Annotated in this window: 22 protein-coding genes and 1 pseudogene; 13 read left to right on the top strand and 10 right to left on the bottom strand. The window is 69.1% G+C overall.

Annotated features, from left to right (window positions below; all coding sequences use genetic code 11):
- Positions 1-72: 72 nt before the first annotated feature.
- From IM697_RS36275 to IM697_RS36265, 3 genes are all read left to right on the top strand, one after another.
- Positions 73-582, top strand: coding sequence for a MarR family winged helix-turn-helix transcriptional regulator (locus tag IM697_RS36275; RefSeq protein ID WP_194040459.1), 510 nt, complete (start codon positions 73-75; stop codon positions 580-582).
- 65 nt (positions 583-647) lie between these two features.
- Positions 648-980, top strand: a complete 333-nt coding sequence (locus IM697_RS36270) for a DUF3817 domain-containing protein (protein WP_194040457.1) — start codon at positions 648-650, stop codon at positions 978-980.
- Between the two features lie 74 nt (positions 981-1,054).
- Positions 1,055-2,755 (top strand): coenzyme B12-dependent isobutyryl-CoA mutase large subunit, encoded by a 1,701-nt coding sequence (locus tag IM697_RS36265; protein ID WP_194040454.1) that lies wholly within the window; start codon positions 1,055-1,057, stop codon positions 2,753-2,755.
- Positions 2,756-2,855: 100 nt separating this feature from the next.
- Here IM697_RS36265 and IM697_RS36260 read toward each other — a convergent pair whose 3' ends face one another.
- Positions 2,856-3,107: a hypothetical protein gene (locus IM697_RS36260; RefSeq protein ID WP_194040452.1), complete on the bottom strand. Its 252-nt coding sequence runs from the start codon at positions 3,105-3,107 to the stop codon at positions 2,856-2,858.
- On the bottom strand, positions 3,104-3,460 hold the full coding sequence (locus tag IM697_RS36255) for a hypothetical protein (protein ID WP_194040450.1): 357 nt from the start codon (positions 3,458-3,460) through the stop codon (positions 3,104-3,106). The genes IM697_RS36260 and IM697_RS36255 overlap by 4 nt, the downstream gene beginning before the upstream one ends.
- A 242-nt stretch (positions 3,461-3,702) precedes the next feature.
- Between IM697_RS36255 and IM697_RS36250 the strand changes: the two are divergent.
- The 3 genes and pseudogenes from IM697_RS36250 to IM697_RS36240 all read left to right on the top strand — a co-directional run.
- Positions 3,703-4,122: pseudogene (locus IM697_RS36250) on the top strand (methylmalonyl-CoA mutase family protein); the annotation flags it as partial.
- 473 nt (positions 4,123-4,595) lie between these two features.
- A complete protein-coding gene (locus IM697_RS36245) occupies positions 4,596-9,056 on the top strand; it encodes an RICIN domain-containing protein (RefSeq protein ID WP_194040448.1) in 4,461 nt (1,486 codons plus the stop codon).
- Positions 9,053-9,796 carry a hypothetical protein gene (locus IM697_RS36240; RefSeq protein WP_194040446.1) on the top strand — a complete coding sequence of 248 codons (744 nt, stop codon included), beginning with the start codon at positions 9,053-9,055 and terminating at the stop codon, positions 9,794-9,796. Before IM697_RS36245 ends, IM697_RS36240 begins: the two co-directional genes overlap by 4 nt.
- An 81-nt stretch (positions 9,797-9,877) precedes the next feature.
- Here IM697_RS36240 and IM697_RS36235 read toward each other — a convergent pair whose 3' ends face one another.
- Positions 9,878-10,501 (bottom strand): TetR/AcrR family transcriptional regulator, encoded by a 624-nt coding sequence (locus tag IM697_RS36235; protein ID WP_194040444.1) that lies wholly within the window; start codon positions 10,499-10,501, stop codon positions 9,878-9,880.
- Positions 10,502-10,714: 213 nt separating this feature from the next.
- Between IM697_RS36235 and IM697_RS36230 the strand changes: the two genes are divergently transcribed.
- From IM697_RS36230 to IM697_RS36215, 4 genes are all read left to right on the top strand, one after another.
- Complete coding sequence (locus tag IM697_RS36230) at positions 10,715-11,701, top strand: tetratricopeptide repeat protein (RefSeq protein ID WP_194040442.1); 987 nt, start codon at positions 10,715-10,717, stop codon at positions 11,699-11,701.
- Positions 11,702-12,359: 658 nt separating this feature from the next.
- Positions 12,360-13,019, top strand: coding sequence for a DUF6230 family protein (locus IM697_RS36225; protein ID WP_194040440.1), 660 nt, complete (start codon positions 12,360-12,362; stop codon positions 13,017-13,019).
- Between the two features lie 134 nt (positions 13,020-13,153).
- A complete protein-coding gene (locus tag IM697_RS36220; RefSeq protein WP_194040438.1) occupies positions 13,154-13,717 on the top strand; it encodes a DUF6114 domain-containing protein in 564 nt (187 codons plus the stop codon).
- Positions 13,707-15,095: a hypothetical protein gene (locus IM697_RS36215; protein WP_194040436.1), complete on the top strand. Its 1,389-nt coding sequence runs from the start codon at positions 13,707-13,709 to the stop codon at positions 15,093-15,095. Before IM697_RS36220 ends, IM697_RS36215 begins: the two co-directional genes overlap by 11 nt.
- Positions 15,096-15,248: 153 nt before the next feature.
- Here the strand turns inward: IM697_RS36215 and pyk are convergent, their stop codons facing one another.
- The 3 genes from pyk to pta all read right to left on the bottom strand — a co-directional run bounded on the left by pyk (position 15,249) and on the right by pta (position 20,061).
- On the bottom strand, positions 15,249-16,679 hold the full coding sequence (pyk, locus tag IM697_RS36210) for a pyruvate kinase (RefSeq protein ID WP_194040434.1): 1,431 nt from the start codon (positions 16,677-16,679) through the stop codon (positions 15,249-15,251).
- Between the two features lie 86 nt (positions 16,680-16,765).
- Complete coding sequence (locus tag IM697_RS36205; protein WP_194040432.1) at positions 16,766-17,974, bottom strand: acetate kinase; 1,209 nt, start codon at positions 17,972-17,974, stop codon at positions 16,766-16,768.
- On the bottom strand, positions 17,971-20,061 hold the full coding sequence (gene pta / locus IM697_RS36200) for a phosphate acetyltransferase (RefSeq protein WP_194040430.1): 2,091 nt from the start codon (positions 20,059-20,061) through the stop codon (positions 17,971-17,973). Before pta ends, IM697_RS36205 begins: the two co-directional genes overlap by 4 nt.
- 200 nt (positions 20,062-20,261) lie before the next feature.
- Between pta and IM697_RS36195 the strand changes: the two genes are divergently transcribed.
- Positions 20,262-21,287: an ATP-dependent 6-phosphofructokinase gene (locus tag IM697_RS36195; protein ID WP_194040428.1), complete on the top strand. Its 1,026-nt coding sequence runs from the start codon at positions 20,262-20,264 to the stop codon at positions 21,285-21,287.
- Between the two features lie 57 nt (positions 21,288-21,344).
- Here IM697_RS36195 and IM697_RS36190 read toward each other — a convergent pair whose 3' ends face one another.
- On the bottom strand, positions 21,345-22,082 hold the full coding sequence (locus tag IM697_RS36190) for an XRE family transcriptional regulator (RefSeq protein ID WP_194040427.1): 738 nt from the start codon (positions 22,080-22,082) through the stop codon (positions 21,345-21,347).
- Between the two features lie 187 nt (positions 22,083-22,269).
- Between IM697_RS36190 and IM697_RS36185 the strand changes: the two genes are divergently transcribed.
- Entirely contained in the window at positions 22,270-22,707 is a 438-nt protein-coding gene (locus IM697_RS36185) for a PPOX class F420-dependent oxidoreductase (RefSeq protein WP_194040425.1), read from the top strand.
- 32 nt (positions 22,708-22,739) lie between these two features.
- Here IM697_RS36185 and IM697_RS36180 read toward each other — a convergent pair whose 3' ends face one another.
- From IM697_RS36180 to IM697_RS36170, 3 genes are read right to left on the bottom strand one after another with little or no spacing between them, the layout of a single operon-like run.
- Positions 22,740-23,579 (bottom strand): carbohydrate ABC transporter permease, encoded by an 840-nt coding sequence (locus IM697_RS36180; protein ID WP_194040423.1) that lies wholly within the window; start codon positions 23,577-23,579, stop codon positions 22,740-22,742.
- Positions 23,580-23,584: 5 nt separating this feature from the next.
- Positions 23,585-24,448, bottom strand: a complete 864-nt coding sequence (locus IM697_RS36175) for a carbohydrate ABC transporter permease (protein WP_194040421.1) — start codon at positions 24,446-24,448, stop codon at positions 23,585-23,587.
- A 10-nt stretch (positions 24,449-24,458) separates the two neighbouring features.
- Positions 24,459-25,835, bottom strand: a complete 1,377-nt coding sequence (locus IM697_RS36170; RefSeq protein WP_194040418.1) for an extracellular solute-binding protein — start codon at positions 25,833-25,835, stop codon at positions 24,459-24,461.
- 142 nt (positions 25,836-25,977) lie between these two features.
- On the opposite strand from IM697_RS36170, the gene IM697_RS36165 reads away from it, so the two are divergent.
- Complete coding sequence (locus IM697_RS36165) at positions 25,978-26,538, top strand: hypothetical protein (RefSeq protein WP_194040416.1); 561 nt, start codon at positions 25,978-25,980, stop codon at positions 26,536-26,538.
- The last annotated feature ends 32 nt before the right edge of the window (positions 26,539-26,570 follow it).

Here is a 26,570-nt window from a genome sequence, read left to right as displayed (position 1 = left end):
ACACCTGGCCCGGCCGGACCGAAAGGCGAGACGGGGCTGACCAGCATGTGACCGGCCGGTAAGGTCGGTCACGTGCCGAAGCCGCTCAGTCTTCCCTTCGATCCGATCGCACGCGCCGACGAGCTCTGGAAGCAACGCTGGGGCAGCGTGCCGTCCATGGCCGCCATCACCTCGATCATGCGCGCCCAGCAGATCCTGCTCTCCGAGGTCGACGCGGTGGTCAAGCCGTACGGCCTGACGTTCGCGCGGTACGAGGCGCTGGTGCTGCTCAACTTCTCCAAGGCCGGCGAGCTGCCGATGTCCAAGATCGGCGAGCGGCTCATGGTCCATCCGACGTCGGTGACCAACACCGTCGACCGGCTGGTCAAGTCCGGCCTGGTGGACAAGCGGCCCAACCCCAACGACGGACGCGGCACCCTCGCCTCCATCACCGACAAGGGCCGCGAGGTGGTCGAGGCGGCCACCCGCGACCTGATGGCGATGGACTTCGGGCTCGGGGTGTACGACGCCGAGGAGTGCGCGGAGATCTTCGCGATGCTGCGCCCGCTGCGGGTCGCGGCACACGACTTCGAGGAGAGCTGACCTCCGGGAAGGCCGACCGGGGCCCGGGTCAAGATCTCCCGGAACGGGTGGTTACGCTCGTGCGCATGAAGAAGAGCGTCCTGACCCGCTACCGGGTGATGGCCTACGTCACCGCCGTCATGCTGCTCGTGCTGTGCACCTGCATGGTGTTCAAGTACGGCTTCGACATGGGCGAGGACGTCACCTTCGCCGTCTCCCAGGTCCACGGTTTCCTCTACATCGTCTACCTGATCTTCGCCTTCGACCTCGGCTCCAAGGCCAAGTGGCCGTTCGGCAAGCTGCTGTGGGTGCTGCTCTCCGGGACGATTCCGCTGGCCGCGTTCTTCGTCGAGCGCAAGGTCACCCGCACCGTGGAACCGCTGGTCAGCGGTCCGGAGGCGGCCGTAGCCAAGGCCTGACGAAACCGCCGTACGGAACGCGTGCGGCGGCTTCCCATCGACATTTACTAGGACGTCCTAGTAAATTCGAAGGTATGGACGCTGACGCCATCGATGAGGGCCGCCGACGCTGGCAGGCCCGGTACGACGCCGCGCGCAAGCGCAACGCGGACTTCACCACGCTCTCCGGCGATCCCGTGGAGCCGGTGTACGGGCCCCGGCCGGGAGACAGGTACGAGGGCTTCGAGCGGATCGGCTGGCCCGGGGAGTACCCCTACACCCGCGGGTTGTATCCGACCGGCTACCGAGGGCGGACGTGGACCATCCGGCAGTTCGCCGGGTTCGGAAACGCCGAGCAGACCAACGAGCGGTACAAGATGATCCTCGGCAACGGCGGAGGCGGACTCTCGGTCGCCTTCGACATGCCGACGCTCATGGGCCGCGACTCCGACGACCCGCGCTCGCTGGGCGAGGTCGGGCACTGCGGTGTCGCCATCGACTCGGCCGCCGACATGGAGGTCCTGTTCAAGGACATCCCGCTGGGCGACGTGACGACGTCGATGACGATCAGCGGCCCGGCCGTGCCGGTCTTCTGCATGTACCTGGTGGCCGCGGAGCGCCAGGGCGTCGACCCGGGCGTGCTCAACGGCACCCTCCAGACCGACATCTTCAAGGAGTACATCGCCCAGAAGGAGTGGCTCTTCCAGCCCGAGCCGCACCTGCGCCTGATCGGCGACCTCATGGAGCACTGCGCGGCCGGCATCCCCGCCTACAAGCCGCTGTCGGTCTCCGGCTACCACATCCGCGAGGCCGGCGCGACGGCGGCGCAGGAGCTGGCGTACACACTGGCGGACGGCTTCGGATACGTCGAGCTGGGCCTGTCGCGCGGCCTGGACGTGGACGTGTTCGCCCCCGGCCTGTCCTTCTTCTTCGACGCGCACGTCGACTTCTTCGAGGAGATCGCCAAGTTCCGCGCCGCGCGCAGGATCTGGGCACGCTGGATGCGGGACGTCTACGGCGCGAAGTCCGAGAAGTCCCAGTGGCTGCGCTTCCACACCCAGACCGCCGGTGTCTCGCTGACCGCCCAGCAGCCGTACAACAACGTCGTGCGTACGGCCGTGGAAGCGCTGGCGGCGGTACTCGGCGGCACGAACTCCCTGCACACCAACGCCCTCGACGAGACCCTCGCGCTGCCGAGTGAGCAGGCGGCCGAGATCGCCCTGCGCACCCAGCAGGTCCTCATGGAGGAGACCGGGGTGGCCAACGTGGCCGATCCGCTGGGCGGTTCGTGGTTCGTGGAGCAGTTGACCGACCGGATCGAGGCCGACGCCGAGAAGATCTTCGAGCAGATAAAGGAGCGCGGGCTGCGCGCGCACCCGGACGGGCAGCACCCCATCGGGCCGATCACGTCCGGGATTCTGCGGGGGATCGAGGACGGCTGGTTCACCGGGGAGATCGCGGAGTCGGCGTTCCGGTACCAGCAGTCGCTGGAGAAGGGCGACAAGCGGGTGGTGGGCGTGAACGCCCATACCGGATCCGTCACCGGGGACCTGGAGATCCTGCGGGTCAGCCATGAGGTGGAGCGGGAGCAGGTGCGGGTGCTCTCCGAGCGGCGGGGGCGGCGGGACGACGCCGCGGTGCGTTCGGCTCTGGACGCGATGATCGCCGCCGCGCGGGACGGGAGCAACATGATCGAGCCGATGCTGGACGCGGTGCGGGCCGAGGCGACGTTGGGGGAGATCTGCGGGGTGCTGCGGGAGGAGTGGGGGGTTTACACGGAGCCGGCGGGGTTCTAGGACCGATGGTGTCGTCGGCCTAGGGCGGTGCGGGGTTGGAGCCTCCTTCTCGCAGTGTGGGAAGGGCATGTCACGCGCCCTGACAAGCCCATGCGCCTCATCACAGGAAGGTCACCTGCATGATGTAGAGCCGCTCGTGCCGGGGGACGATCAGGTAGTTGAAGAAGCCGCCGGGGACGTGGGCAAAGCCTCCGTTCGGCCCTTCTCCCTGGTAGGTGGTGCCGTCGAGGTAGAAGGCCGCAGCGGCGCGGACCAACTCGTCGGCCTTCTTCTCGACCTCGGCAAGGAAGGCGGGAGGGGCGCCTCCTGCGACGTGCGCTTCGTCCGGGTCGTACTCCCAGCCCCAGGTCACGCGGACACCGCCCGCTTTGCCTCCGCTTCGACCGCGGTCAGCTCGTTCATGCCGGACCGGAATGAGGGGTCGTCCCTACCCTCCGTGCCGTGTACCGCGGCGAGCGCGGTGCGGTAGCGGGTGGACAGGTCGGGGCGGCGCTCGATCTCGACCTGCGCGTGCCAGTACGTGAGCCAGTGCTGGAGGTGGCCGATCTTGCCATCTGCGATAGCGGCTGCGAGCGCCTGCTCTTTGTGCCGTTCCATCTCCCCCAGTCGATGGGGGGCGATGCGAGCGAGGGCGACACGGACGGCGTCAGGGGTTCGTTCCGGTCGGGGGATCAGCTCCTGTCCATGATCAGGCTGAGTGGTCACGCGAGGCTCCTTCGATCTGTGCTCTTGCCGACCACGGTAGCGGTGGCGTCGGACAACAGGGCCAGGTTCACCGCTCTGCCTCCGTTTGTGTCATCGATGGCAACGCACGGGTGCCGCCGCGTGGGTGGGCCGGTGCAAAACGAACTGGCTCGACTTCGGGCTCAGCGGGCTCACCAAGTGGTTCACCGGCCCTCGGGGCGGCGAGGCCACGCTGGAGGGGATCGTGGGCCGGCGCGTCGGACACGTCCGGGATTCTGCGGGGGATCGAGGACGGCTGGTTCACCGGGGAGATCGCCGAGTCGGCGTTCCGGTACCAGCAGTCGCTGGAGAAGGGCGACAAGCGGGTGGTGGGCGTGAACGCCCACACCGGATCCGTCACCGGGGACCTGGAGATCCTGCGGGTCAGCCATGAGGTGGAGCGGGACCAGGTACGGGTGCTGGCCGCGCGCAAGGAGGCCCGCGACGGCGCCGCGGTGCGGAGGGCGCTGGACGGGATGCTGGCTGCCGCGCGAGGTGGGGGCAGCGTGATCGAGCCGATGCTGGATGCGGTGCGGTGCTGGGGTGACGTTGGGGGAGATCTGTGGGGTGCTGCGGGAGGAGTGGGGGTGTACACGGAGCCGGCGGGGTTCCAGCGCCGGGTGTGTTGTTCGCTGGGGCCGTGAACGGTTGTCGCTTCCCTCACGGCCTCTTCGTACGGTTTCGTGCGGTGCGATCGGATTCCGTCAATCTTTTTGCGGTGGCGGGACTCAAAAGTCCGCTCTCTTCACAGGAGTAACACAAGTAATCCGCAGTTTGAGCACGTAAGTTGCGTGTGGCGGGTGTGAACAGCCGGCAAAGGTGATTTCGCGCCACGTTGCCTCGGTCCCAAAGTCAGCACTGTCCCACCCTGGTTACCCGTGCGTATGGTGATCGTCGCGCATGACCGGATCATGACCAGTCCGTCATTGCGCGCGTCAGACAGCGACCGGGGGAACGGTGTCGCTACGGGGAGGGCCTTCCATGCCGCGGTACCAGCTTGTTGTGCGTCCCACGTCGCTCATTCTCAACGCCGCCTGAGCCTCATCGACAGGGCTCCCGGTTGTCTCCTTGCGATGATAGGGGTGCGCTCTTGCGTTCCAGACCACCAGCCTTCCTGATGCCAAGGTCGGGAAGGCATGGGCTTTTCGCCCGTATCGTTCTTCAGTCCAGTGCGGTCGCGATGCTGGCCACGCTTGCCGTGCAGCCCGACCTCGCCGACCGGCTCAGCGAGGACAGGACCGCTCTGGCGGGCGACTCGTACGACTGGTTCGAAGACACGGCCGCCGAGCAGCTGCGGCAGGACCAGTGCCTGATGGCCGATGTGCTGCGCCTGGGCGGTCCGGCTATGGCCGCGACGGCACAGGACGGCCTCAACCAGCCCCCGGACAAGCTACACGCCCTGGCCAACCGGCAGCTTTGGGAGGAAACCCCGCTGGCGGTGGCGTACGAGAAGGACAAGGACGCGGCGGACAAGGAGTTGGACGCCATCCATGCCCGCCGCGAAGGGTGGCAGAAACCTCTCGATGGGCTGGAGACTCCGGGCGGCTTCACCGTCGCCGACTTCCACTGGCCTCCGGGGTCGCCGGGTGACGGGAAGAAGGACTTCTACTCTCAGACCGGTCTGACCAAGTGGATCGCCGACCGGTTCTGGAAGAGCGAGTTCGACTTTTACGAGGACCCCACACCCGAGGCTGACGAGAAGACCCTCAAGGCTGTAGACGACCTGGGCATCCCCCTCTACGGCAAGGACCCGGACCCCACCGGGCTGTCGCAGGACGAGTGGAATCGTGCGCTTGCCGAGCACTCCGCGTTCGAGTGGCTGCACGGGTTCGCCCTGGAGCCCGCAGGCGCGGACAACGCCCGCATCTTCCTCGCCGCCGGAGGCTTCCCGCGCACCGCCCCCCAGCCGGGCACGGCAGAGTTCCGCATAGCGGTCGAGGATCTGAAGTCCCGGTTTGCGTCGTGCGCGTGGCGTGACCCGGTCGACCCCAACAAGGCGCTGGGCCGCATCACCGGCACCGCGGCAGACGAGTGGCAGCAGGAGATCGCCTCGCAGGCCAAGCAGCGCAACCAGCTCCTGGACCTCAACGAGGTCGCCACCAGCTCCCTCGCCGACGGAGCGGAGGCCCTTGGAGCGATGCTGGGCCACTCGTGGGTGGCCGACCACCTGGCCAGGTGGCAGGACTACTGGTCGCCTGGCGGGGTCGGCTGGATCGGCGACAGCTCGGCGGTGATTCAGGTGCAGGCCGCCAAGGGCAAGTGCCTCGATGTTCAGGGCGGCAAGAAGACCAATGGCACGCCGGTCCAGGTGTACAAGTGCAATGGCTCGGCGGCGCAGAGGTGGACACTCGAAGGTGACAGCCTGGGGCTTCACCTGCGGAACGTGAACTCTGCGAAGTGCCTGGACGTGTCGAGCAACAATTCGGCGAACGGCACGAAGATCCAGATCTGGACGTGCAACAACTCCCCGGCACAGACGTGGGAGGCCAACCTCCGCGCCACCACAAGCCTGAAGAACACCGGCACGGGCAAGTGCCTGGACCTGAACAAGTTCACCAATGGGCACAACGCGTGGCTGTGGGCGTGCAACGGCACCAACCCGCAGAAGTTCAAGATCGTCCCAAACGGCCACAAGGGTGCCGACTCCCAGTTCTACCCGGACAAGGCCCAGTTCGCCAAGGCGAAGAAGGGCATCGCGGACGCGCGGGCGGCGGCGAAGGCCCAGCTCGCCGACCTCAAGCAGGAAGCCAAGTACGCGAGGATTCTCGCCGACACTAGCGACGACGTGCAGGAGACCGCCTACACCATCGCTGATGCAGGCGGCACGCCGCGCGGCCGCGGCCTGCTCGTCGGCCAGCAGAAGGCGCAGGTCACCAAGGGCGCGGCCGCCGCGCTGGAGGCGATGGTGAAGGCCGGCGAGACCGCCGAAGCCGCCACCCGCGCATCCGCCGGCGACAGTCAGACCATCATGCAGCGGGCGCTGGCCCAGGCCGCCCAGGCCAAGGCCGAGTTCCGCAAGGAGGCGGCACACACCGCCGAGTTGCAGGCGAAGGCCGCGGCGGATGCCGCCAAGGTGCATCGCGACAACGCCAAGAAGGACAAGGAGACCGCGGAGGCCAAGCTCGCCGTGGCCCTGAAGGCCGAGGGCGAGGCCAAGGCGGCCGCCGCCGAGGCCCACGCCAAGCGGCTGGCGGCGGAAGCCGAGGAGAAGACGGCGAAGGCGGAGAAGGCGACCGCCGCAGCCAAGCAGGCCGAGGCAGCCCGGCACAGGAAGACCGCCGAGACCGAGGCGACCAACGCGCAGAACGCCCGGGACAAGGCCGAGGCCGCAGAGAAGACCGCGGTCGACCGAAAGAACGACGCGGAGAAGGCCCGCGACAAGGCCCGCGACCTGCGCGACGACGCCTGGGACGCCGAGCAGAAGGCGGATGCCGCCCGCGCCAAGGCCGACGCCAAGGAGGCGTACGCCCAGGCCCACGAGTCCGACAGCAACGCGAAGGAAGCCAGGGCGGCGGCGGACGCGGCGGATGGGCACGCCGACGACGCCGAGGCAGCGGCCGGCAGATCCCGCGCCGCGGCCAACGCCGCGACCAAGGCGGCGGCCGACGCCGACGCGGCAGCCACGCGCGCCGAGGCAGCCGCCAAGCGGGCCCGCTCGCACGCGGACGCCGCTCAGGCCGCGAAGCTGAAGGCCGACGCCGCGGTGAGGACGGCGACCAGCGCCGCAGCGGACGCCATCAGCGCCTCGCAGCACGCCGCCTCCGAAGCCAAGGCGGCGGTCAAGCTGGCCGACGAGGCGGAGAAGGACGCCAAGACCGCCAAGGGGCACGCCGACGAGGCGAACAAGGAAGCCGCCAAGGCCCTGGCCGCCTCCGCGAAGGCCGCGGGCTTCGCCCATGTCACCGCCCAGGCCGCCGTGGACGCCGGCAACGCCGCCGCCCAGGTCGCCAAGCCGGCCAACGACGCGATCCAGCTCGGCTCCCCGTACGTCGACACCGACTCGGCCGCCGGCCTGGTGGTCCTGACTGGCCAGGCGTCGAAGTCGATCGCCGAGCAGCAGAAGGCCGTCGCCGACGCCCACGCCAAGAACGCGAAGGCGGAGGCCGACGCGGCCAAGTCGATCGCCGACCAGGCCAAGGGCGACGCCAAGGCCGCCTACCAGCACGCCGCCAAGGCCGCCGGCTACGCGGCGAACGCCCGCACCTACGCCAAGGAAGCCCTCGGCTACGCGGCCGACGCCGCCACGGCAGCCTCCAAGGCGCAGGCCTCCCTGGCCCGCACGATCGAATACGACCGCAAGGCCACCCAGGACGCAGCCGCGGCGGACAAGGCGGCCGGGCGGGCCGAGGGCCACGCCAAGCAGGCTCGCGAATCCGCCGACCAGGCAGCCCTCGACGCGTCCGCCGCCCGAACGGCGGCAGCACAGGCCGAGCGGGCGGCGAAGGACGCCCGCGCCGCAGCGCAGCGCGCCGACGCCGCCGCCACCGCGGCCGAGGAAGCGGCCAAGGACGCCCAGAAGTACGCCGAAGAAGCACAGGCGGCCGCGGAGTCCGCGGAGCGCAAGGAGGCCAACAAGCAGGTCTCGTCGGGCGCCGGAATCGGCATCGACCGCGTCTTCTACGTCGTCGACAAGGTCACCGAGGCGGGACCGGCCAAGCAGCTCAACGAGTGTGTCTACACGCTCGACGGCTGCACGGTGACGTATGAGCTGCACCTCGATGTCACGGTCAGTTACTACTACTGTGCCAACCCGGACGTGCCCGCCACCGAGGCCGGCTGCCCGAAGCCGGACATGCTGTTCCTCGGCACGGAGACGTTGAAGGACCAGACCAACAACTGGACCCACCACTTCACCTTCGGGCAGATCACCAGGATCGGCTGGCAGAACCTCTTCGGAGAGAAGGCCGGCGCAGTCCTGTACGAGATCGTGCTGGGCGATGCCGCCCGGTGTTACCACGGCGACAAGTCCAGTTGTGCCTGGGCCGCCGCGATCCTTGTGCCGCCGTCGATCGCTACGAAGCTCGCCGAGGCGGCCAAGATCGCCGCGAGGGCTGAACGTGCCATCAAGACCGGTGAGGACGCTGCGCAGATACTCGCGGACCTGAAGAAGATCTACGGGGAGAAGGGTGCCGCCAAGGTCGGCGACGCCACGAGCGCGGCGGGCCTGGGACTGCGCATCGCGGCCGCCGTGGCGGAACGTGCCAAGATCCACCGTGGCACCCTCGACCCGAAGCTGCTGGACCGGCTCAAGGACGCCGGCGTGAAGTTCAACAGACCGGACACGATCTGGGTGATCGAGTACGCCAAGCCCGGTGTGCCCCTCGCCTGGCTCGAAAAGGGCAACGTCAACGCGGGCCTCACCCACATTGCCTTCCGGCATGCGGGAGAGTTCGCGAACGCGGGGGTCCGGGTGGAGGACATTCCCGCCCTCGTGAAGACGGCCCTCACTCAGGGCACGCGGGTCGGCACCCAGGGAGCCGGAAGGCCGATCTTCGAGGTCGCCTTCCAGGGAAAGACCCAGCGGGTGGCCGTTAGCGTGGGCGACAACGGCTATGTGATCGGAGCGAACATCGCATGACCTTCGAGGAACCGCGGCACGTGCTCGTGCACGCCAGGGGCGAGCCATCTCCCCTGTACGAGCCGCAGGATGCCGAGGCTCACGACGACCTCGGCGCCTTCACCCGTAACGTCCCGCTGGACGGAGCCGGGCTCGGCCTGCCCGAGGAACTGGTTGACGCGCTGCGCTCCTGGTCGCTGTCCCGCCCCCCGGAGGGCTTCGTCTCCCGCCCGGATCTGCGGGGGCATGCCAACCAGGGCCTGGCGACCGCCCAGCGACTGGCCCGGTATCTGGGGCCGTCATGGGTGGTGCGCTACTGGGACGAGCGCCACAGGTCGGCGAAGTGGGTGTGCTGGGGCTGCGATCGCCTGCACTGGGAACGCGACAGTCACGGCACGCCACCACACCCCGTTCACCTCACCGTCGAAGGCGAGTACAAATTCGGACCGTTGCGCTCCGAGGGGTTCGGGGACTTCTTCCCGGACGATCCCGCCGCCGCCCTGGACTTGTCCGACGGGCTGGTCTCCTCCCTCTACGCATGGGCGGAGGGGGTCGACACCACCCTGGATCTGGACCTGCGTGACCGGGAGGACGGGAAGTACGACGCCGATTGGGAACGGTTGTTCCGCGAAGGGATGGAGCTGGCGAGGCGGGTCGCGCACGAGCTCGGTCCCGCGCGGACGGTGACCTATAAAGGCTTGGCCCATGGTGGTCTCGCCGCGCTGACGTCGGTCACCTGGCAGGGAGATCGTCAGCTGTAGTCCCGAGCCGAACACCGACGGTGGAGCGGGGAAAATCCCCCGCTCCACCGTCCGGCCTCGCTGCGTGAACGGCGATCGACGTCAGGCCGTCCCGGCCGCCGCCAGGCCCTCCAGCAGAAGTGCTGTGAAACCCCGGGCCCACGCCGCGTCCACAGGCTCCGCGCTCACCAGGGCCCGGTGCACCACCGCGCCCGCGATCACGTCGAAGATCAGGTCCACCGTGCGCGCCGACTCCGACGCGTCCGGCTCCGGCGGCAGTTCGCCGCGGGCCTGGGCTCTGGCCCGGCCCTCCAGGACCAGGCGCTTCTGGCGGTCCACGATCGACTCGCGGATACGGTCGCGCAGGGCGTCGTCCCTCGTCGACTCCGCCACCACCGCCATCAGCCCGCTCCGCGCCTCGGGGCGGGCCAGGATCGCCGCGAACTGGAGCACGACGCCCTCGATGTCGGCGGCGAGGGTGCCCCGGTCGGGCAGTCGGAGTTCGTCGAAGAGCTCGGCCACCGCGTCGACGACCAGCTCGTTCTTGCCGGACCAGCGGCGATAGAGCGTCGTCTTCGCAACCCCGGCGCGGGTGGCCACGTCTCCCAGGGTGAGCTTGGACCACCCCAGTTCGACCAGCGCCTCCCGCGTCGCCGCCAGGATCGCGGCGTCCGCGGCGGCGCTGCGCGGGCGTCCGGGGCGGGACGCGGCGGTGCGGCTCTGCATCCCCTGACCATATCCGGGTGGTTCGTGGGTGGTCGTGAGGGAGATCACGGGTAGGTGGTGTTCCAGGGGGTCGGCCTGCCATTACGCTACGACTCGTAGCGAAAGCGATGACCACAGGTGTCGGGTGGGGACCCGGCGCCGGGCGCCACCGAGCCGGGACCGGGTTTCGGGGCACTTTTCACACACGCGCGCCGAACGGGGGAGGATAGACGCATGCAGCCACGGAACATGTCCATGAGCGGAGTCGTCGACCTCGCCGCGGTGAAGGCGGCCCAGGAGGCCAAGGCGAAGGCGGAGCAGGCGCGCGCCGAGGCCGCCCGGCAGGGCGGGGGCGCCGGCGCCGTCTCGCCCGCCGATCTCGTCATCGATGTCGACGAGGCCGGATTCGAGCGTGAAGTCCTTCAGCGCTCCGCCGAGGTACCCGTCGTCATCGACTTCTGGGCCGAGTGGTGCGAGCCCTGCAAGCAGCTCAGCCCGGTCCTCGAACGCCTCGCCGTCGAGTACGACGGCCGCTTCCTCCTCGCCAAGATCGACGTCGACGCCAACCAGATGCTGATGCAGCAGTTCGGCGTGCAGGGCATCCCCGCCGTGTTCGCCGTCGTCGCCGGGCAGGCGCTGCCGCTCTTCCAGGGGGCGGCGAGCGAGGCGCAGATCCGCCAGACGCTCGACCAGCTCGTCACCGTAGCCGAGCAGCGGTTCGGCCTGACCGGTCTGACGGTCGACGCCGACGCCGACGCCGAGCCGGGCGGCGCCGCCCAGGCGGCTCCCACCGCGCCGGCCGGTCCCTACGACGCCCTGCTCGAGGCCGCCGTACAGGCCCTGGACGCGGGCGATTTGGGCGGTGCTGTGCAGGCGTACAAGAACGTATTGAACGAGGACCCCGCGAACTCGGAGGCCAAACTCGGGCTCGCCCAGGCCGAGTTGCTCCAGCGGGTGCAGGGCGCCGATCCGCAGCAGGTGCGCAAGGACGCCGCCGAGAAGCCCGCGGACGCGCAGGCGCAGATCGCCGCGGCCGACCTGGATCTGGTGGGCGGGCATGTCGAGGACGCCTTCGGGCGGCTCATCGACACCGTGCAGCGCACGGTGGGTGAGGAGCGGAACACCGTACGGCTTCGGCTGCTGGAGCTGTTCGAGGTCGTGGGCGCCGAGGATCCGCGGGTGGCGGCGGCGCGCAGGGCGCTGGCGCGCGCCTTGTTCTGACGTGTTCGCGAGCGGGGCGCCGGCCCCGTTCTGACCAGTCGCTAAACGCGCGGGCGCGTGTTGCCCGAGTGAAAGATCTGGCGGGAGACGACCACTGCGGCCGTGCTTTACCAAAACTTGGTAATCACGGCCGTAGTTACTGCGGGTAAGTCGTGGGCATCTTTCTGTCAGATCCTGTCCGGTGATTCCCGGATTTGTCCGGTGACCCGAGGCCACCCTGAGTCGCTGTCCGAGACCGACGGGTCGTTGTTCGGTTATCCGGCCGTTACTACTGAGTAACGAAGCCCCTTGTGCGGGCGGCGAGAATGCACCACGATCGGCCACGCTCGGTCCTTTCCCGTACCCCGACAGCCGGTTGGGTCGCGGGAGTTCCTGGGTCCCCACCGAGCAGAGTCGGCGGCAGTGGCGCCGGCTCTTGGACAGGGGGGTCTTCGCCCACCCGGCGAAGCCTGTCCGGCAAGGTTGTGCGTGATGCGTGTCAGGCGCGACCAGTGGTTGTCGCTCGGGGGTGATCGCCGGTGTTTCGGGCGCGGGTTCGCGCCTTTCGAGTACGGGCGCTCTCCTTCCCGAGGACGTAGCACTTCTCCCATCCCTGCCTGGTTGAGCGGCCTTTGGGCGCTGGGCCGGGGCAGTGATGTACGTCCGAGAAGGAGGAAATATGGAGTCCCAGGTGCGTGGCGGGACCAGATGGAAGCGGTTCGCTGTGGTCATGGTGCCCAGCGTGGCCGCCACGGCTGCGATAGGTGTCGCCCTCGCGCAGGGCGCTCTTGCCGCGTCGTTCAGTGTGTCGGGGCAGTCGTTCAAGGTCACGGCCAAGGAGCTCAACGGAACGGGCTTCTCCCAGTACGGGGCCGTCGACCCGGGGACCACCCTCTCCGGCGAGAAGACCGCTCACGCGGTGGCGGTCTCGGCGTTCAAGTCGGCGCGCATCGAGAAGATGTGCCAGTCCGTCGTCACTCCGAACGTGCCGTTCGTCGGGGACATCACCCTGAAGCTGACGGCCGGTGACAGCAGCGACAAGGCCAAGCAGGTCCACGCCAAGAACCTGTACATCGACGTCGAGGAACTCGACGCGGACGCAGAGTTCAAGGACATCAACATCGGTGTCGCGGCCGGGTCCATGAAGGGCGGCCCCGGCCCCGGCATGAAGGGTGGCAAGGAGCAGGCCAACCCGAATGGCTTCGGCCAGGAGGCAGGGTCGGTCAAGCTGACCGGCGTGGAGCAGACGGCGTGGGCGACCACCGCCGGAACCTTCAAGCTGAGCGGTCTGCACATGTCGCTGCACAAGGGCAAGGGCCCCGGCATCGAGTGCTACTGAGCACTCCGTGACGGGCGGGGGAGCCGACGGCGCCCCCGCCCGTCCGCCATCCATCCGGCTCTTCACCCACCCCCCACATCTCCATCGCAGTACCACCCTCACTACAGCAACGCCGCACCAGGGAGCTGTTTTCCATGAGCGCCGAGACCTCTGCCGCGCCCGGCCTTGTCACCCGCCGGAGGCTGCAGTTCCGCGCCTGGCGGGGCACCAGGCCGTTCTGGGCCGGCCTGTTCATCATGATCGGCGGCTTTCCGATCATGTACTTCCCGTACGCGAACATCACGATCGGCCACCTGACCCTGGCGATGTCCACCACCGCGGGGGCCGGCTCCCTGATCATCGGTGTGCTGCTCGTCGTGCTGGGCATCAGCCTCTGGTTCCAGAAGCACATCCGGACCTTCGCGGGTGTCGCGGCGATTCTGCTGGGCCTGGTGTCCATCCCGGTGTCCAACTTCGGCGGCTTCATCGTCGGTTTCCTGTTCGCCCTCGTGGGCGGCGCGATGGCCGTGGCGTGGGCGCCGGGCGAGCCCGAGGCGGAGCCCGCCGCGGGCGGCACCCCGGCAACGGACGACGCGCCTCAGGCCGCGGACCCGGACACGACGATCCTCAAGCCCGTGGGGGACGGGATGAGCGGGCCGAACGATCTGTCAGGAACGAGCCCGGCGAACGGGGCGAACGGGAGGCACAGTGCCGGCTGACGAGGTGACCCACGGGGCTGATGTGGAAGCGTCCCGTGTGAGAACCGGGCCGCGCCACGCGGCACCCAAGAAGCCGCTGTTCACCAGGTTCCACATGCCTGCCGGCAAGGCGATAGCCATGGCCGCGATGCCCACGGCGGTCCTCATGGGCATGGGGTTCACGGCGAGCCTTGCCATCGCCGACAGCGACAGCTCCTCCAAGCCGACGGCGAACAGCCTGACGGCGGACGAGTACAAGGAGTGTGTCGCGGCCCTGGAGGACTCCGAGGACGAGGCGTCCTCTCCCTCGCCGTCGGCGAGCGCCGACAGCGACAAGGACGACGAGGCGAAGCCGACCCCGTCGGCGTCGGCCGGTGACCAGGACTCCGCGGACTCCTCCGACTCCTCGGGTTCCTCCGGCTCGGGCGAGGCCGCTGCGTCGGATTCAGGTTCCGACGACGAGGCCGAGCCCACGCCGTCCCCGTCCGAGAGCGAGTCGGGCGAGGACAAGGCCGGCGACGACGCCGCCACGCCGAGCCCTTCGCCGTCCGAGAGCGGGGGCAACCTGCTGGAGGAGATAGGCGACGCGATCAGCGGCATCTTCACGGGTGGTGCCGGCTCTTCGGACACCGCGAGCCCGACGCCGTCCGCGTCACCGAGCACGAGCGAGGACGCGTCGTCCGACGCGTCGGCCAAGGACACGTCCGACACCGTCAGGGAGACCACCGACAAGGTCACCGACTCGGTCAAGGACACCGTCGAGGACACGACCGACACGGTGAAGGACACCGTCAAGGACACGACCGACACGGCGTCCAAGGCGGCCGAGGACACCACCGAGACCGCCGAGAAGGCGGCCGAGGACGCCGCGGACAAGGCCACCGCCTCGCCCAGCCCGTCCGCGAGCCCCACCGTGGACCCGGACGCGTGCCCGGCCGCCACCGACGACGAGGGCGGCGTCGACAACAAGCAGTTCGTGGCGGACGACCCCTGGTACCTGGAGGCCAGCTCGCTGACCCTCAAGGGCGCGGACTACCAGGGCATCGTCGAGGTGAAGACCGCCAACGGCACCAAGAAGAAGGTCCTGAAGTACGTCATATCCGACGGCACGGACATCGGCGACCTGCACCAGATCGTCAAGGACAAGCAGGCCGGCAAGACCTACCATGTGCAGGCGGCCAAGGGCTCGACGTCGACGATCACCGGCGGCAAGACGGTGATGTACACCGAGAGCATTTCGGGCAACCTGCTCGGTCTGATCCCGATCACGTTCGACCCGGAGCACCCGCCGCCGCTGAACATCCCCTGGATCTACTTCACCAACGTGAAGGTCACCCAGGCCGGCCAGTTCGGCGGAACGCTGACCGTGCCCGGACTGCACCAATACACCACCGACTGAGCCCTCAAAGCCCGTTCGGGAGCCGCACCCGGCTGTGGCCCGGCCCTCCACACACGAGGTCCGGGCCACAGCTCTGTCGTAGTAGCCGAAAGGGTGCCCCCTGCTGAACAAGGCAGGGGGCACCCTCAGTGCCGTACAAGAGCCTTTGGGCGGTCAGTCCCGCGCCCCGCCCCCAAGATGGTGCACCCGCACCATGTTCGTCGTCCCCGGCACCCCAGGCGGCGACCCCGCCGTGATCACCACGATGTCGCCCTCGTTGAACAGCCCCAGCTTGACGATCTCCTGGTCCACCAGGTCGACCATCTCGTCGGTGCTGTTGACGAACGGGACCACGTGCGGCTCGACGCCCCAGCTGAGGGTCATCTGGTTGCGGGTGGACTCGTCCGTGGTGAACGCGACGATCGGCTGGGCGGCGCGATAGCGGCACAGGCGGCGGGCGGTGTCGCCGGACTGGGTGAAGGCGACCAGGCCCTTGCCGCCGAGGAAGTCGGCGATCTCGCAGGCGGCGCGGGCGACCGAACCACCCTGGGTGCGCGGCTTCTTGCCGGGGACGAGGGGCTGCAGGCCCTTCGCCAGGAGTTCCTGCTCGGCGGCGGCGACGATCTTCGACATCGTCCTGACCGTCTCGATCGGGTACGCGCCCACGCTGGACTCCGCCGACAGCATGACCGCGTCCGCGCCGTCCAGGATGGCGTTGGCCACGTCGGAGGCCTCGGCGCGGGTCGGGCGGGAGTTGGTGATCATCGACTCCATCATCTGGGTCGCCACGATCACCGGCTTGGCGTTGCGGCGGCACAGCTCGATGAGCCGCTTCTGCACCATGGGGACCTTCTCGAGCGGGTACTCGACGGCCAGGTCGCCACGCGCGACCATCACGGCGTCGAACGCCAGCACGACGTCCTCCATGTTGGCGACCGCCTGCGGCTTCTCCACCTTGGCGATGACCGGCACGCGGCGGCCGACCTCGTCCATGACCTTGTGCACGTCCTGCACGTCGTTGGCGTCCCGGACGAAGGACAGCGCGACCAGGTCGCAGCCCATGCGGAGGGCGAAGCGGAGGTCCTCCACGTCCTTCTCGCTCAGGGCCGGCACGTTCACCGCCGCGCCGGGCAGGTTGATGCCCTTGTGGTCGGAGACGACGCCGCCCTCGATCACGATCGTCTTGACCCGGGGGCTGTCGACCTCGGTGACCTTCAGCTCGACGTTGCCGTCGTTGATGAGGATCTGGTCGCCCTTGTCGACGTCGCCGGGCAGACCCTTGTAGGTCGTCCCGCAGATGTGCTTGTCACCCGGGACGTCCTCGGTCGTGATGACGAACTCGTCACCGCGCTCCAGCTCGACCGGGCCCTCGGCGAAGGTCTCCAGGCGGATCTTCGGCCCCTGGAGGTCGGCGAGCACGCCGATGGCGCGGCCGGTCTCCTCGGCGGCGGCCCGGAGGCGTTCGTACCGCCCCTGGTGGTCTTCGTGCGTGCCATGGCTGAAGTTGAAGCGGGCCACATTCATGCCCGCCTCGATCAGCGCGACAAGCTGCTCGTGGGAGTCGACCGCGGGGCCGAGAGTACAGACGATTTTCGAACGGCGCATGGGACGATCCTATCGGTTTGTTTCGCTACGGAATATTCCGTCTGGCGGAAGATACAAATGAGCTGCGTATTGCTCAGCCGTGTTACTCAGGCGTTGCCCACCAGCGCGTAGGTCTGTGTGGCAATCTCCAGTTCTTCATCCGTCGGAACCACGGCGACCGCCACCCTCGCGCCGGCGGGGGAGATCAGCCGCGGCTCGTCACCGCGCAGGGCGTTCAGTTCGGCGTCCACCACGAGGCCCAGTTGTTCCAGGCCGGCCAGGGCGGCCTCCCGCACCGGCGCCGCGTTCTCGCCGACCCCGGCCGTGAACGCGATCGCGTCCACCGTGCCGAGCACCGCGTAATAGGCGCCGATGTACTTCTTCAGTCGGTGAATGTAGATGTCGAAGGCCAATTGGGCCGTCTCGTCACCTTCGTCGATACGTCGGCGGATCTCCCGCATGTCGTTGTCGCCGCACAGGCCGATCAATCCGCTCTTCTTGTTGAGAAGAGTGTCGATTTCCGCGATGGACATTTCCCCAACCCGCGCCAAATGGAAGATGACGGCGGGATCCAGGTCACCGGAGCGCGTACCCATCACGAGCCCCTCCAAAGGCGTCAGCCCCATGGAGGTGTCCACGCAACGACCGGCCCGCACGGCGGACGCGGAGGCTCCGTTGCCGAGGTGCAGCACGATCACATTGACCTCGGAAGGGTCCTTGCCCAGCAGCTTCGCCGTCGCCCGGGAGACGTACGCGTGCGAGGTGCCGTGGAAGCCGTAGCGGCGGATCCGGTGCCGGTCGGCGGTCTCCACGTCGATGGCGTAGCGGGCGGCCGACTCCGGCATCGTGGTGTGGAACGCGGTGTCGAAGACGGCGACCTGGGGCAGGTCGGGGCGCAGGTGCTGGGCGGTGCGGATGCCGGTGAGGTTGGCCGGGTTGTGCAGCGGGGCCACCGGTATCAGGCGCTCGATCTCGGCGAGCACGGCGTCGTCGATGACGGTCGGCTCGGTGAAGTGCTTGCCGCCGTGCACCACCCGGTGGCCGATCGCGGCCAGCTCCGGCGAGTCGAGCCCGAGGCCGTCCTTGGCGAGCTCCGCCGACACGGCCTTGAGCGCCGCCTCGTGGTCGGCGATCGGGCCCGTCCACTCACGGGTCTCGCCGCCGTTCCCCAACGGGGTGTGCCTGAGCCGCGAGCCCTCCTCGCCGATGCGCTCGACGAGGCCCACGGCCAGCCGGCTGCTGTCGCGCATGTCGAGCAGCTGGTACTTCACCGACGAGGAGCCGGAGTTCAGGACGAGGATGCGGGACGCGGTCACTGCTGGGAAACCTTCTGGCTGGGGGACTGGGCCTGGATGGCGGTGATGGCGACGGTGGTGACGATGTCCTGGACGAGGGCGCCCCGGGACAGGTCGTTGACCGGCTTGCGCAGACCCTGCAGCACCGGTCCGACGGCGATCGCGCCGGCCGAGCGCTGCACGGCCTTGTAGGTGTTGTTACCCGTATTGAGGTCGGGGAAGATCAGAACCGTTGCCTGCCCCGCCACTTCCGACTCCGGCAGCTTGGTCGCGGCCACCGACGGCTCGACGGCGGCGTCGTACTGGATGGGCCCCTCGATCTTCAGATCGGGCCGCCGCGCGCGCACCAGTTCGGTCGCCTCGCGCACCTTGTCGACGTCGGCGCCCGTCCCGGACGTACCCGTCGAGTACGACAGCATCGCGATGCGCGGCTCCACGCCGAACCCCTGGGCGGTGGCCGCCGACTGAATGGCGATGTCGGCCAGCTGCTCGGCGTTCGGGTCCGGGTTCACCGCGCAGTCGCCGTAGACCAGGACCCGGTCGGCGAGGCACATGAAGAAGACGGACGAGACGATGTCGGCGTCCGGCTTGGTCTTGATGATCTCGAAGGCCGGGCGGATGGTCGCCGCCGTCGAGTGCACGGACCCCGACACCATGCCGTCGGCCAGCCCCTCCTGCACCATCAGCGTCCCGAAGTAGTTCACGTCGGAGACGACGTCGTACGCCAGCTCCACCGTGACCCCCTTGTGGGCGCGGAACCGGGCGTACTGCTCGGCGAAGGCGTCGCGCAGCTCGCTGGTCGCCGGGTCGATGAGCTGGGCGTCGCCCAGGTCGATACCGAGGTCGGCGGCCTTCTTGCGGATCCGGTCGGCGGGGCCCAGGAGCGTGAGGGCGCAGACGTTGCGCCGCAGCAGCACCTCCGCCGCGTGCAGGACGCGCGGCTCGGTGCCCTCGGGCAGCACGATGCGGCGCATGTCCGAGCGGGCCTGCTCCAGCAGTTTGTGCTCGAACATCATCGGCGTGACCCGGTCGGTGCTCGGCGCCGAGACCCGCTTCAGCAGCTCGCCGGTGTCGACGTACCGCTCGAACAGGCCGAGCGCCGTCTCCGCCTTGCGCGGGGTGGCCGCGTTCAACTTCCCCTCCAGGGCGAACAGCTGCTCGGCGGTGGGGAAGCTGTAGCCCGGCACCGACAGCACCGGGGTGCCCGGGGCGAGACGGCCGGCGAGGGTGAGGATCTCGTCGCCGGGGCGCTCGTCCAGGGTGAGCAGCACACCGGCGATCGGCGGGGTGCCGGCGCTGTGCGCGGCCAGCGAGCCGACGACCAGGTCGGCGCGGTCGCCCGGGGTGACGACCAGGCAGCCCGGGGTCAGGGCGCTCAGGAAGTTCGGCAGCATCGCGCCGCCGAACACGAAGTCCAGCGCGTCGCGCGCGAGCCCGGAGTCGTCGCCGAGCAGGACCTTCGCGTCCAGGGACTGGGCGATCTGCGAGACCGTCGGCGCGGACAGGGCGAGCTCGTCCGGGACGACGTAACAGGGCACCGGCAGCCGTGAGTCGAGCCGCTCGGCGATCTCGTCCCGGTCGGCCCGGGCGACCCGGTTGGTGACCATGGCGAGCACGTCGCAGCCCAGGGTCTCGTACGCCCGGTAGGCGTTGCGCGTCTCGGCGAGCACCGACTCGGTGTTCTGCTTGCGCCCGCCCACGACGGGTATCACGGACGCGCCGAACTCGTTGGCGAGCCGGGCGTTGAGCGACAGCTCGTCCGGGAGCTGGGTGTCGGCGTAGTCGGTGCCGAGGACGAGGACGACGTCGTAGTCGCGGGTGACGGCGTGGAAGCGGTCGACGAGGGTGGACACCAGCTCGTCCGTGCCACGCTCGGCCTGGAGGGCGGACGCCTCGTGGTAGTCCATGCCGTAGACCGTCGCCGGGTCCTGGGAGAGGCGATAGCGGGCGCGCAGCAGCTCGAACAGGCGGTCGGGCGAGTGATGGACCAGCGGCCGGAACACCCCCACCCGGTCGACCTGCCGGGTCAGAAGCTCCATGACCCCCAGTTCGACGACCTGGCGGCCGTCGCCGCGGTCGATGCCGGTCACGTACACGCTGCGCGTCACGCGTGCTCTCCCTCTCATCTCGTCTTCTGCAGTCCGTCGGCGGGGTCGCAAAATCGCCCAGTGAGGTGAGCGAAACCCTCTTGACAATACCCTTGGCGGTGGATAAGGCGCCCGTCAGTACGGCTGCGACACCACTCTCGGCGACATGAAACAATCGGACTTGCTCACCGGTATCAACAGCGACCAGGAGACACAGCACGATGCGCATCGGAGTTCTCACCGCAGGCGGCGACTGCCCCGGCCTGAACGCAGTGATCCGGTCGGTCGTGCACCGGGCCGTCGCCCACTACGGCGACGAGGTGATCGGCTTCGAGGACGGATACGCGGGCCTGCTGGACGGCCACTACCGCAGCCTCGACCTGGAGGCGGTCAGCGGCATCCTGGCCCGCGGCGGCACCATACTGGGCTCGTCCCGGCTGGAGCGCGACCGGTTGCGCGAGGCCTGCGAGAGCGCCCCCGACATCGCCCGCGACTTCGGCATCGACGCGCTGATCCCGATCGGCGGCGAGGGCACGCTGACCGCGGCCCGCATGCTGTCCGACGCCGGTCTGCCGGTCGTCGGGGTGCCGAAGACGATCGACAACGACATCTCCTCGACGGACCGGACCTTCGGCTTCGACACGGCCGTCGGCGTCGCCACCGAGGCCATGGACCGCCTGAAGACGACGGCGGAGTCCCATCAGCGCGTGATGGTGGTCGAGGTCATGGGCCGCCACGCGGGCTGGATCGCGCTGGAGTCCGGTATGGCGGCGGGCGCACACGGCATCTGCCTCCCGGAGCGCCCGTTCGACCCCGCCGACCTCGTGAAGATGGTCGAGGAGCGCTTCTCGCGCGGCAAGAAGTTCGCCGTGATCTGCGTGGCCGAGGGCGCCCACCCCGCCGACGGCACCATGGACTACGGCAAGGGCGAGATCGACCAGTACGGCCACGAGCGCTTCCAGGGCATCGGCACCGCCCTCGCCTTCGAGCTGGAGCGCCGCCTCGGCAAGGAGGCCAAGCCGGTCATTCTCGGCCACGTCCAGCGCGGCGGCACCCCGACCGCGTACGACAGGGTGCTCGCCACCCGCTTCGGCTGGCACGCGGTGGAGGCCGCGCACCGGGGCGAGTTCGGCAGGATGACCGCGCTGCGCGGCACGGACATCGTGCTGGTGCCGCTGGCGGAGGCGGTCACCGAGCTGAAGACGGTGCCCAAGGACCGGATGGACGAGGCGGAGTCGGTCTTCTAGGGGGTCTAGGGGGACTTTCAAGACACCCCTGGCCTCGGCTCCACCGTCTTCCGGGCCTCAGGGCCCGTTCCCCTGGACCGCCGTCCAGAAGTGCTCCACGATCCGGTCCATGAACTCGAGGCCGGCCGCCCCGGCCTCGCCGCTGCCGCCGCCCCAGCTCAGCGTGGCGGTCATCTGCCCCTGGTAGACCTGGTGCAGCTGCTGGAGGCTGGTCTCCAGCAGGCGCCGGTCCAGGGGCACCACCTTGCCGACCGGGCGCACATACGCCTGCCAGCGCGTCGTCACGGCACTGCGCAGCAGCTCTGCGAGCCTGGGCTCGCGGCCCGTGACGGTGATGAAGTCGGGCAGCGTCAGGGCGAGCACATCGGCGAGGGCGGCGCACTGGCGGTCGGTGCCGTGCCAGGCGTCGTCCTCCTCCATGCGGAGATAGGCGAGGACCTCGTGCCCGACGGCACGGGCCACGTCCTCGGGCGCGAGGCCCCGGGCGATCCGGTGCTCGCGCAGCGTCCGCGGCCTGCCGAGCAGCTCGCCCGGCGAGCACCACAGCACACCCGCGAGGGCGGTGAGCTCGTGGTTGGTGGGGGAGGCGAGCTCGCGCTCCCAGGCGATGACGAGGTCCTCGGTGACGTAGGGGAGTCCGTACGAGGTCCGCAGGCCGTGGGCGACGTGCTCGGGGCCCATGTTGAGGCCGGCGCGCAGTCTTCGGGCTGCGGGGGCGTTGAACGGGGGAGTGGGCGGGTTACGGCGGCTGGAGCGGCTGGGGGGCTGGTTCGGTTGGGCTGGGGGTCGGCGCACGGCCCTCAACGTAGGGCGGGCGGGGTGGGGTGACTACGGTCTGTTCGGCCAGGATCACGGATTGTAGGAAAGTACGGCTACTCGTGGGTTCGCGGCTGGCCGAAGATCGTCTGTCGACCGGGTGGGGTGACGGCCAGGATGGCGCCGGGGTGTCACGGCGGCACCCCGCGGAAGGCGGTGACCGTCGGTGAACGGCAAGCTCAACGGGCATATTCGCGAGCGTCTCCTCGCGCCGAACTTCTGGCACCTCGCGACGGTGGGCCCGGACGGGATGCCGCAGGTGTCGCCCATGTGGGCGGACATCGAAGATGAGTACGTCATGGTCAACACGTCCATCGGGCGCGTCAAGGTGGACAACCTGCGGCTCAATCCCAACGTTTCGCTGTCCCACCACGACGCCGAGAACCCGTACGACCGGGCCGAGATCCGGGGCCGGGTCGCTCGGTTCGTGGAGGGGGAGGAGGCGCTGCGGGCCATGGACCGGCTGACGCGGAAGTACATCGGGGAGGAGCGGTATCCGTGGCTGCTGCCCGGAGAGCGTCGGGTGATGCTGTTGATCGAGCCGGTGCGGGTGCGCAGGGTCGTGGGGGTGGAGGCGTTCCGGGCCGGGGTGCTGCCCGAGTGACGTTCGCCGCGCCCACCCCTTGACCGCCACCCTCACCCCTTGACCGCCCCGCTCAGCGCGAAGCCGCCGCCCAGCCGCCGGGCGACCAGTACGTACAGCAGGATCACCGGCGTCGAGTACACGATCGAGAACGCCGCGAGCTGGCCGTACGCCACCATCCCGCGGTTGCCGAAGAAGTCGTTGATGCTCACGGACGCCGGCATCTGGTCGGGGCTGAGCAGGAGCATGAACGGGACGAAGAAGTTGCCCCACATCATCACGAAGGAGAAGACCGTCACCACGGCGACTCCGGGCCCCATGAGCGGCAGTACGACCCTGAGGAGCGACTGCAGTGAGGACGCCCCGTCCGTCCAGGCGGCCTCCTCCAGCTCCTTCGGCACCCCGTCCATGAAGTTCTTCATCAGCCAGATGGCGAACGGCAGTTGGGAGGCGGCGAAGAAGAAGATCGTCCCCTGCATGGTGTCGATCAGGTTCACCCGCACGAACAGGGCGTACACCGGCACCATGATCGCCGTGATCGGCAGGCTCGTCGCGAACAGGATCGTGAGCAGGAACGGTCGGTTGAAGCGCGAGCGGAACCGGGAGAGCGGGTAGGCGGCCAGCGCCGCGCACCCGACGGTCAGGGCCGTGCCGCCGCCGCACAGCAGCAGGCTGTTCAGCAGCGGTGTGAAGGTGATCTCCGGGGTCAGGACCGCGTCGAAGTTGTCCAGGGTCAGGCCGTCCGGGACCTTCACCCGGAGGTTCGCGCCGGTGTCGAGGGAGGACAGGACCACCCAGGCCAGCGGGAGCACGAACGCCCCGGCCAGCACCAGCAGCCCGGCGTCGGCGGCCAGGCGGTGCGTGGTCCTGCGGGACGCGGGAGAGCGCGGCATGGGCGTCAGACCTCCGTGCGCAGCAGACGCAGATAGACCACCGAGAACAGCGAGCCCACCACCAGCAGCAGGAGAGCGACCGCGGTGCCATAGCCGATCATGCTCTTCTGGAACGCCTCCTCGTACATGAACAGCGGCAGCGTCTGGCTCCTGCCGCCCGGGCCGCCCCGCGTCATCACCCAGATCAGTCCGAAGACGGACAGGGTCTGGAGGGTGATGAGCATGAGGTTGGTGCCGATGGAGCGGCGGATCATCGGGAGGGTGATGTGCCACATACGGCGCCAGCCGCCGGCGCCGTCGACCTCCGCGGCCTCGGTGATCTCCTTGGGGATCTCGCCGAGTGCCGCCGTGTAGACCAGCATCGAGAAGGCCGTGCCCCGCCAGACGTTGGCGAAGGACACCGCCAGGATGGGCAGGGTGAACAGCCAGTTCTGGGTGGGCAGGTGCAGCCACTCCAGCAGGGTGTTCAGGGTGCCTTCGCGGCGGAAGAAGGCGTAGAGGAGAAACCCGGCGACGACCTCCGGCAGCACCCAGGCCGTGACGACGATGCCGCCCACCAGGGTCCGTACGGGCTTCGACGCGCGCTGCATCAGGGCGGCCAGGGCCAGGCCCAGGGTGTTCTGGCCGACCAGGGCCGAGACGACGGTGAAGACGAGGGTGAGCCAGACCGCGTTGAGGAACGCCTCGTCACCGAACGCCGTACGGAAGTTGTCGAAGCCGACGAACGACTCCTCGGCCTGGCCGGTGAGCTGGAGGTCGGTGAAGGCGATCCAGGCGCAGTAGGCGATGGGGCCGCCGAGGAAGAGGACCAGCAGGACGACGGCGGGGGAGACGGGGAGGGCACGGATGAGGGAGCGGGCGTTCCTCATGGGCGTGCGGTCATTTCTCGATCACCTGGTCGTCGGCCGCCGACCTCAGCTCCTCGTCGTACGCCTTCGCCGCGTCGTCGACCGACAGGTCACCCGTCGTCACACCCTCCATCGCCTCCTGCACGGCGGTGGAGACCATCGGGTACGCCGGGTAGGCGGGCCGGTAGTGGGTGCTGGCCACGAGGTCCGTGAAGAACTTGATGCCGGGCTGGGCGTCGATGTACGCGGGGTCGTTCGCGACGTCCTGCCGTACGGCGATGCCGGAGTTGGCGACGTACCACTTCTGGGCGTTCGCCTTCGTCTGCATCGTCTTGATGAACTCGAAGGCGAGGTCGGGGTTGCCCGCCTTCGCCGGGATGGACCAGGTCCAGCCGCCGGACATGCTCACCTTGCCGGGGGCCTGGCCGTTCTGGGTGGGCATGGCGGCGAGGCCGAGCTCCTCGGACCACTCGGGCCATTCGTGGCCGCTGCCGGCCAGCCAGTCCTGCGGGAGCCAGGAGCCGTCGAGGGCGATGGCGAGCTTGCCCTGCGGGAGCCACTCGCCGCGGACACGGGTCATCACGTTGGGGTCGAGGGCGTCGGAGACGTCCGGACCCAGCTTCTCCTTGTAGACGGTCTCGACGAACTCGAGCGAGTCCTTGAAGCCCTGGCTGCCGGCGACCCACTTCTTGGCGGACTTGTCGTACAGCGGATCCGCCTTGCCGTCGTTCGTGCCGTAGAGCAGCATCTCGAAGGTCTGCATGGTCGCGGCCTCACCGACGGGCTTGCCCGTGTACACGTTGAGGGGGATGACGCCGGGCACCTTGGTCTTGATGGTCCGCGCCGCGTCCAGGACGTCGTCCCAGGTCTTCGGCTGCCAGTCGGCGGGCAGACCGGCCTTGTCGAAGATGTCCTTGCTGAACCACAGCCCTCGCGTGTCCGTCCCGTCCGGGACGCCGTACGTCTTGCCGTCCTCGCCCTTGGCCGCGGCCTTCGCCGTGTCGATGAACTGGTCCCAGTCCTTCCACTGGGCGAGATAGGGGTCGAGGGGCTTCAAGTACCCGCTGGTGATGTCCGAGTTGATGAGGAAGGTGTCCTCGTAGACCAGGTCCGGGGCGGTCTTGGGGGAGCGGAGCATCTGCTGGAGCTTGGTGTAGTACTCCGAGTCCGGGGCCTTGATGGGCACGAACTCGACCTTCTTGCCGGGGTTGGCCTTCTCGAACTGCTTCTTGATGTCCGCGAGGTAGGTGTCCATCACCTTGATGGAGTTGTCCGTGGACTGTTTGAAGGAGACCTTGACGGTGTCCGGATCGCTGCCGGAGCCACCGCCGCATGCGGTGAGGCCGCCGGCGGCGACGACGGTGACGGCGAGGAGTGTGGGGAGGGAGGCGGTGGGGCGCACGGGCATGACCTCCTGCGAACGCACTTCGTTGTGGCGCGGGGATGGCTGCCCGGTGAACGTAGGTTGAGTGGTCTAGTCAGGTCAATGCCCCTGCGGCGGATTGGGCACGGTGGCTTCGGCAGGCCGCGGACGAAAGGGGACCAGCGTCATGGCCGGGACAGAACGCGACGTCACCGTCGGGCAGTTGCTGCTCGCCGAGTACCAGAGCCTCAAGGACGAGCAGAAGGCACGGATCGGCTTCCGGGACAACCTTCTCTACGTCACCCTCGCAGTGGTCGCCGCCGTGGTCGCCGCGGCGGCCCAGACCGGGCGGACGGCCATGCTGCTCGCGCTGCCGCCGGTGTGTGTCGTGCTCGGCTGGACGTATCTGGTGAACGACGAGAAGATCTCGGCGATCGGGAGGTATGTGCGCCGCGAACTCGGTCCGCGCCTCGCCCGACTCGCCGGTGCCGACGCCGCCTTCGGCTGGGAGGGCTTCCATCGCGGGGACGCCCGGCGCCGGCAGCGCAAGGTCGTGCAGCTCGCCGTCGACCTGCTCGCCTTCTGTGCCGTACCGCTGAGCGCGCTCGTCGTGTACTGGGCCGGGGACGGCGTCTCGGCGGGCCTCGTGGTCCTCTCCGTGGCCGAGGCGCTGGCGGTGGCGGGGCTGGCGACGTACATCGTGCGGTACGCGGTGCCGTTCGGGTCGGCGGACGGCAGCGCGGGATGAACGGCCGCGGTGGCCCTCCGGCCTACCGGCCA

The organism is Streptomyces ferrugineus, assembly GCF_015160855.1.
Taxonomy (GTDB): Bacteria; Actinomycetota; Actinomycetes; order Streptomycetales; family Streptomycetaceae; genus Streptomyces; species Streptomyces ferrugineus.
This window is presented reverse-complemented; position numbering and strand designations above follow the sequence as displayed.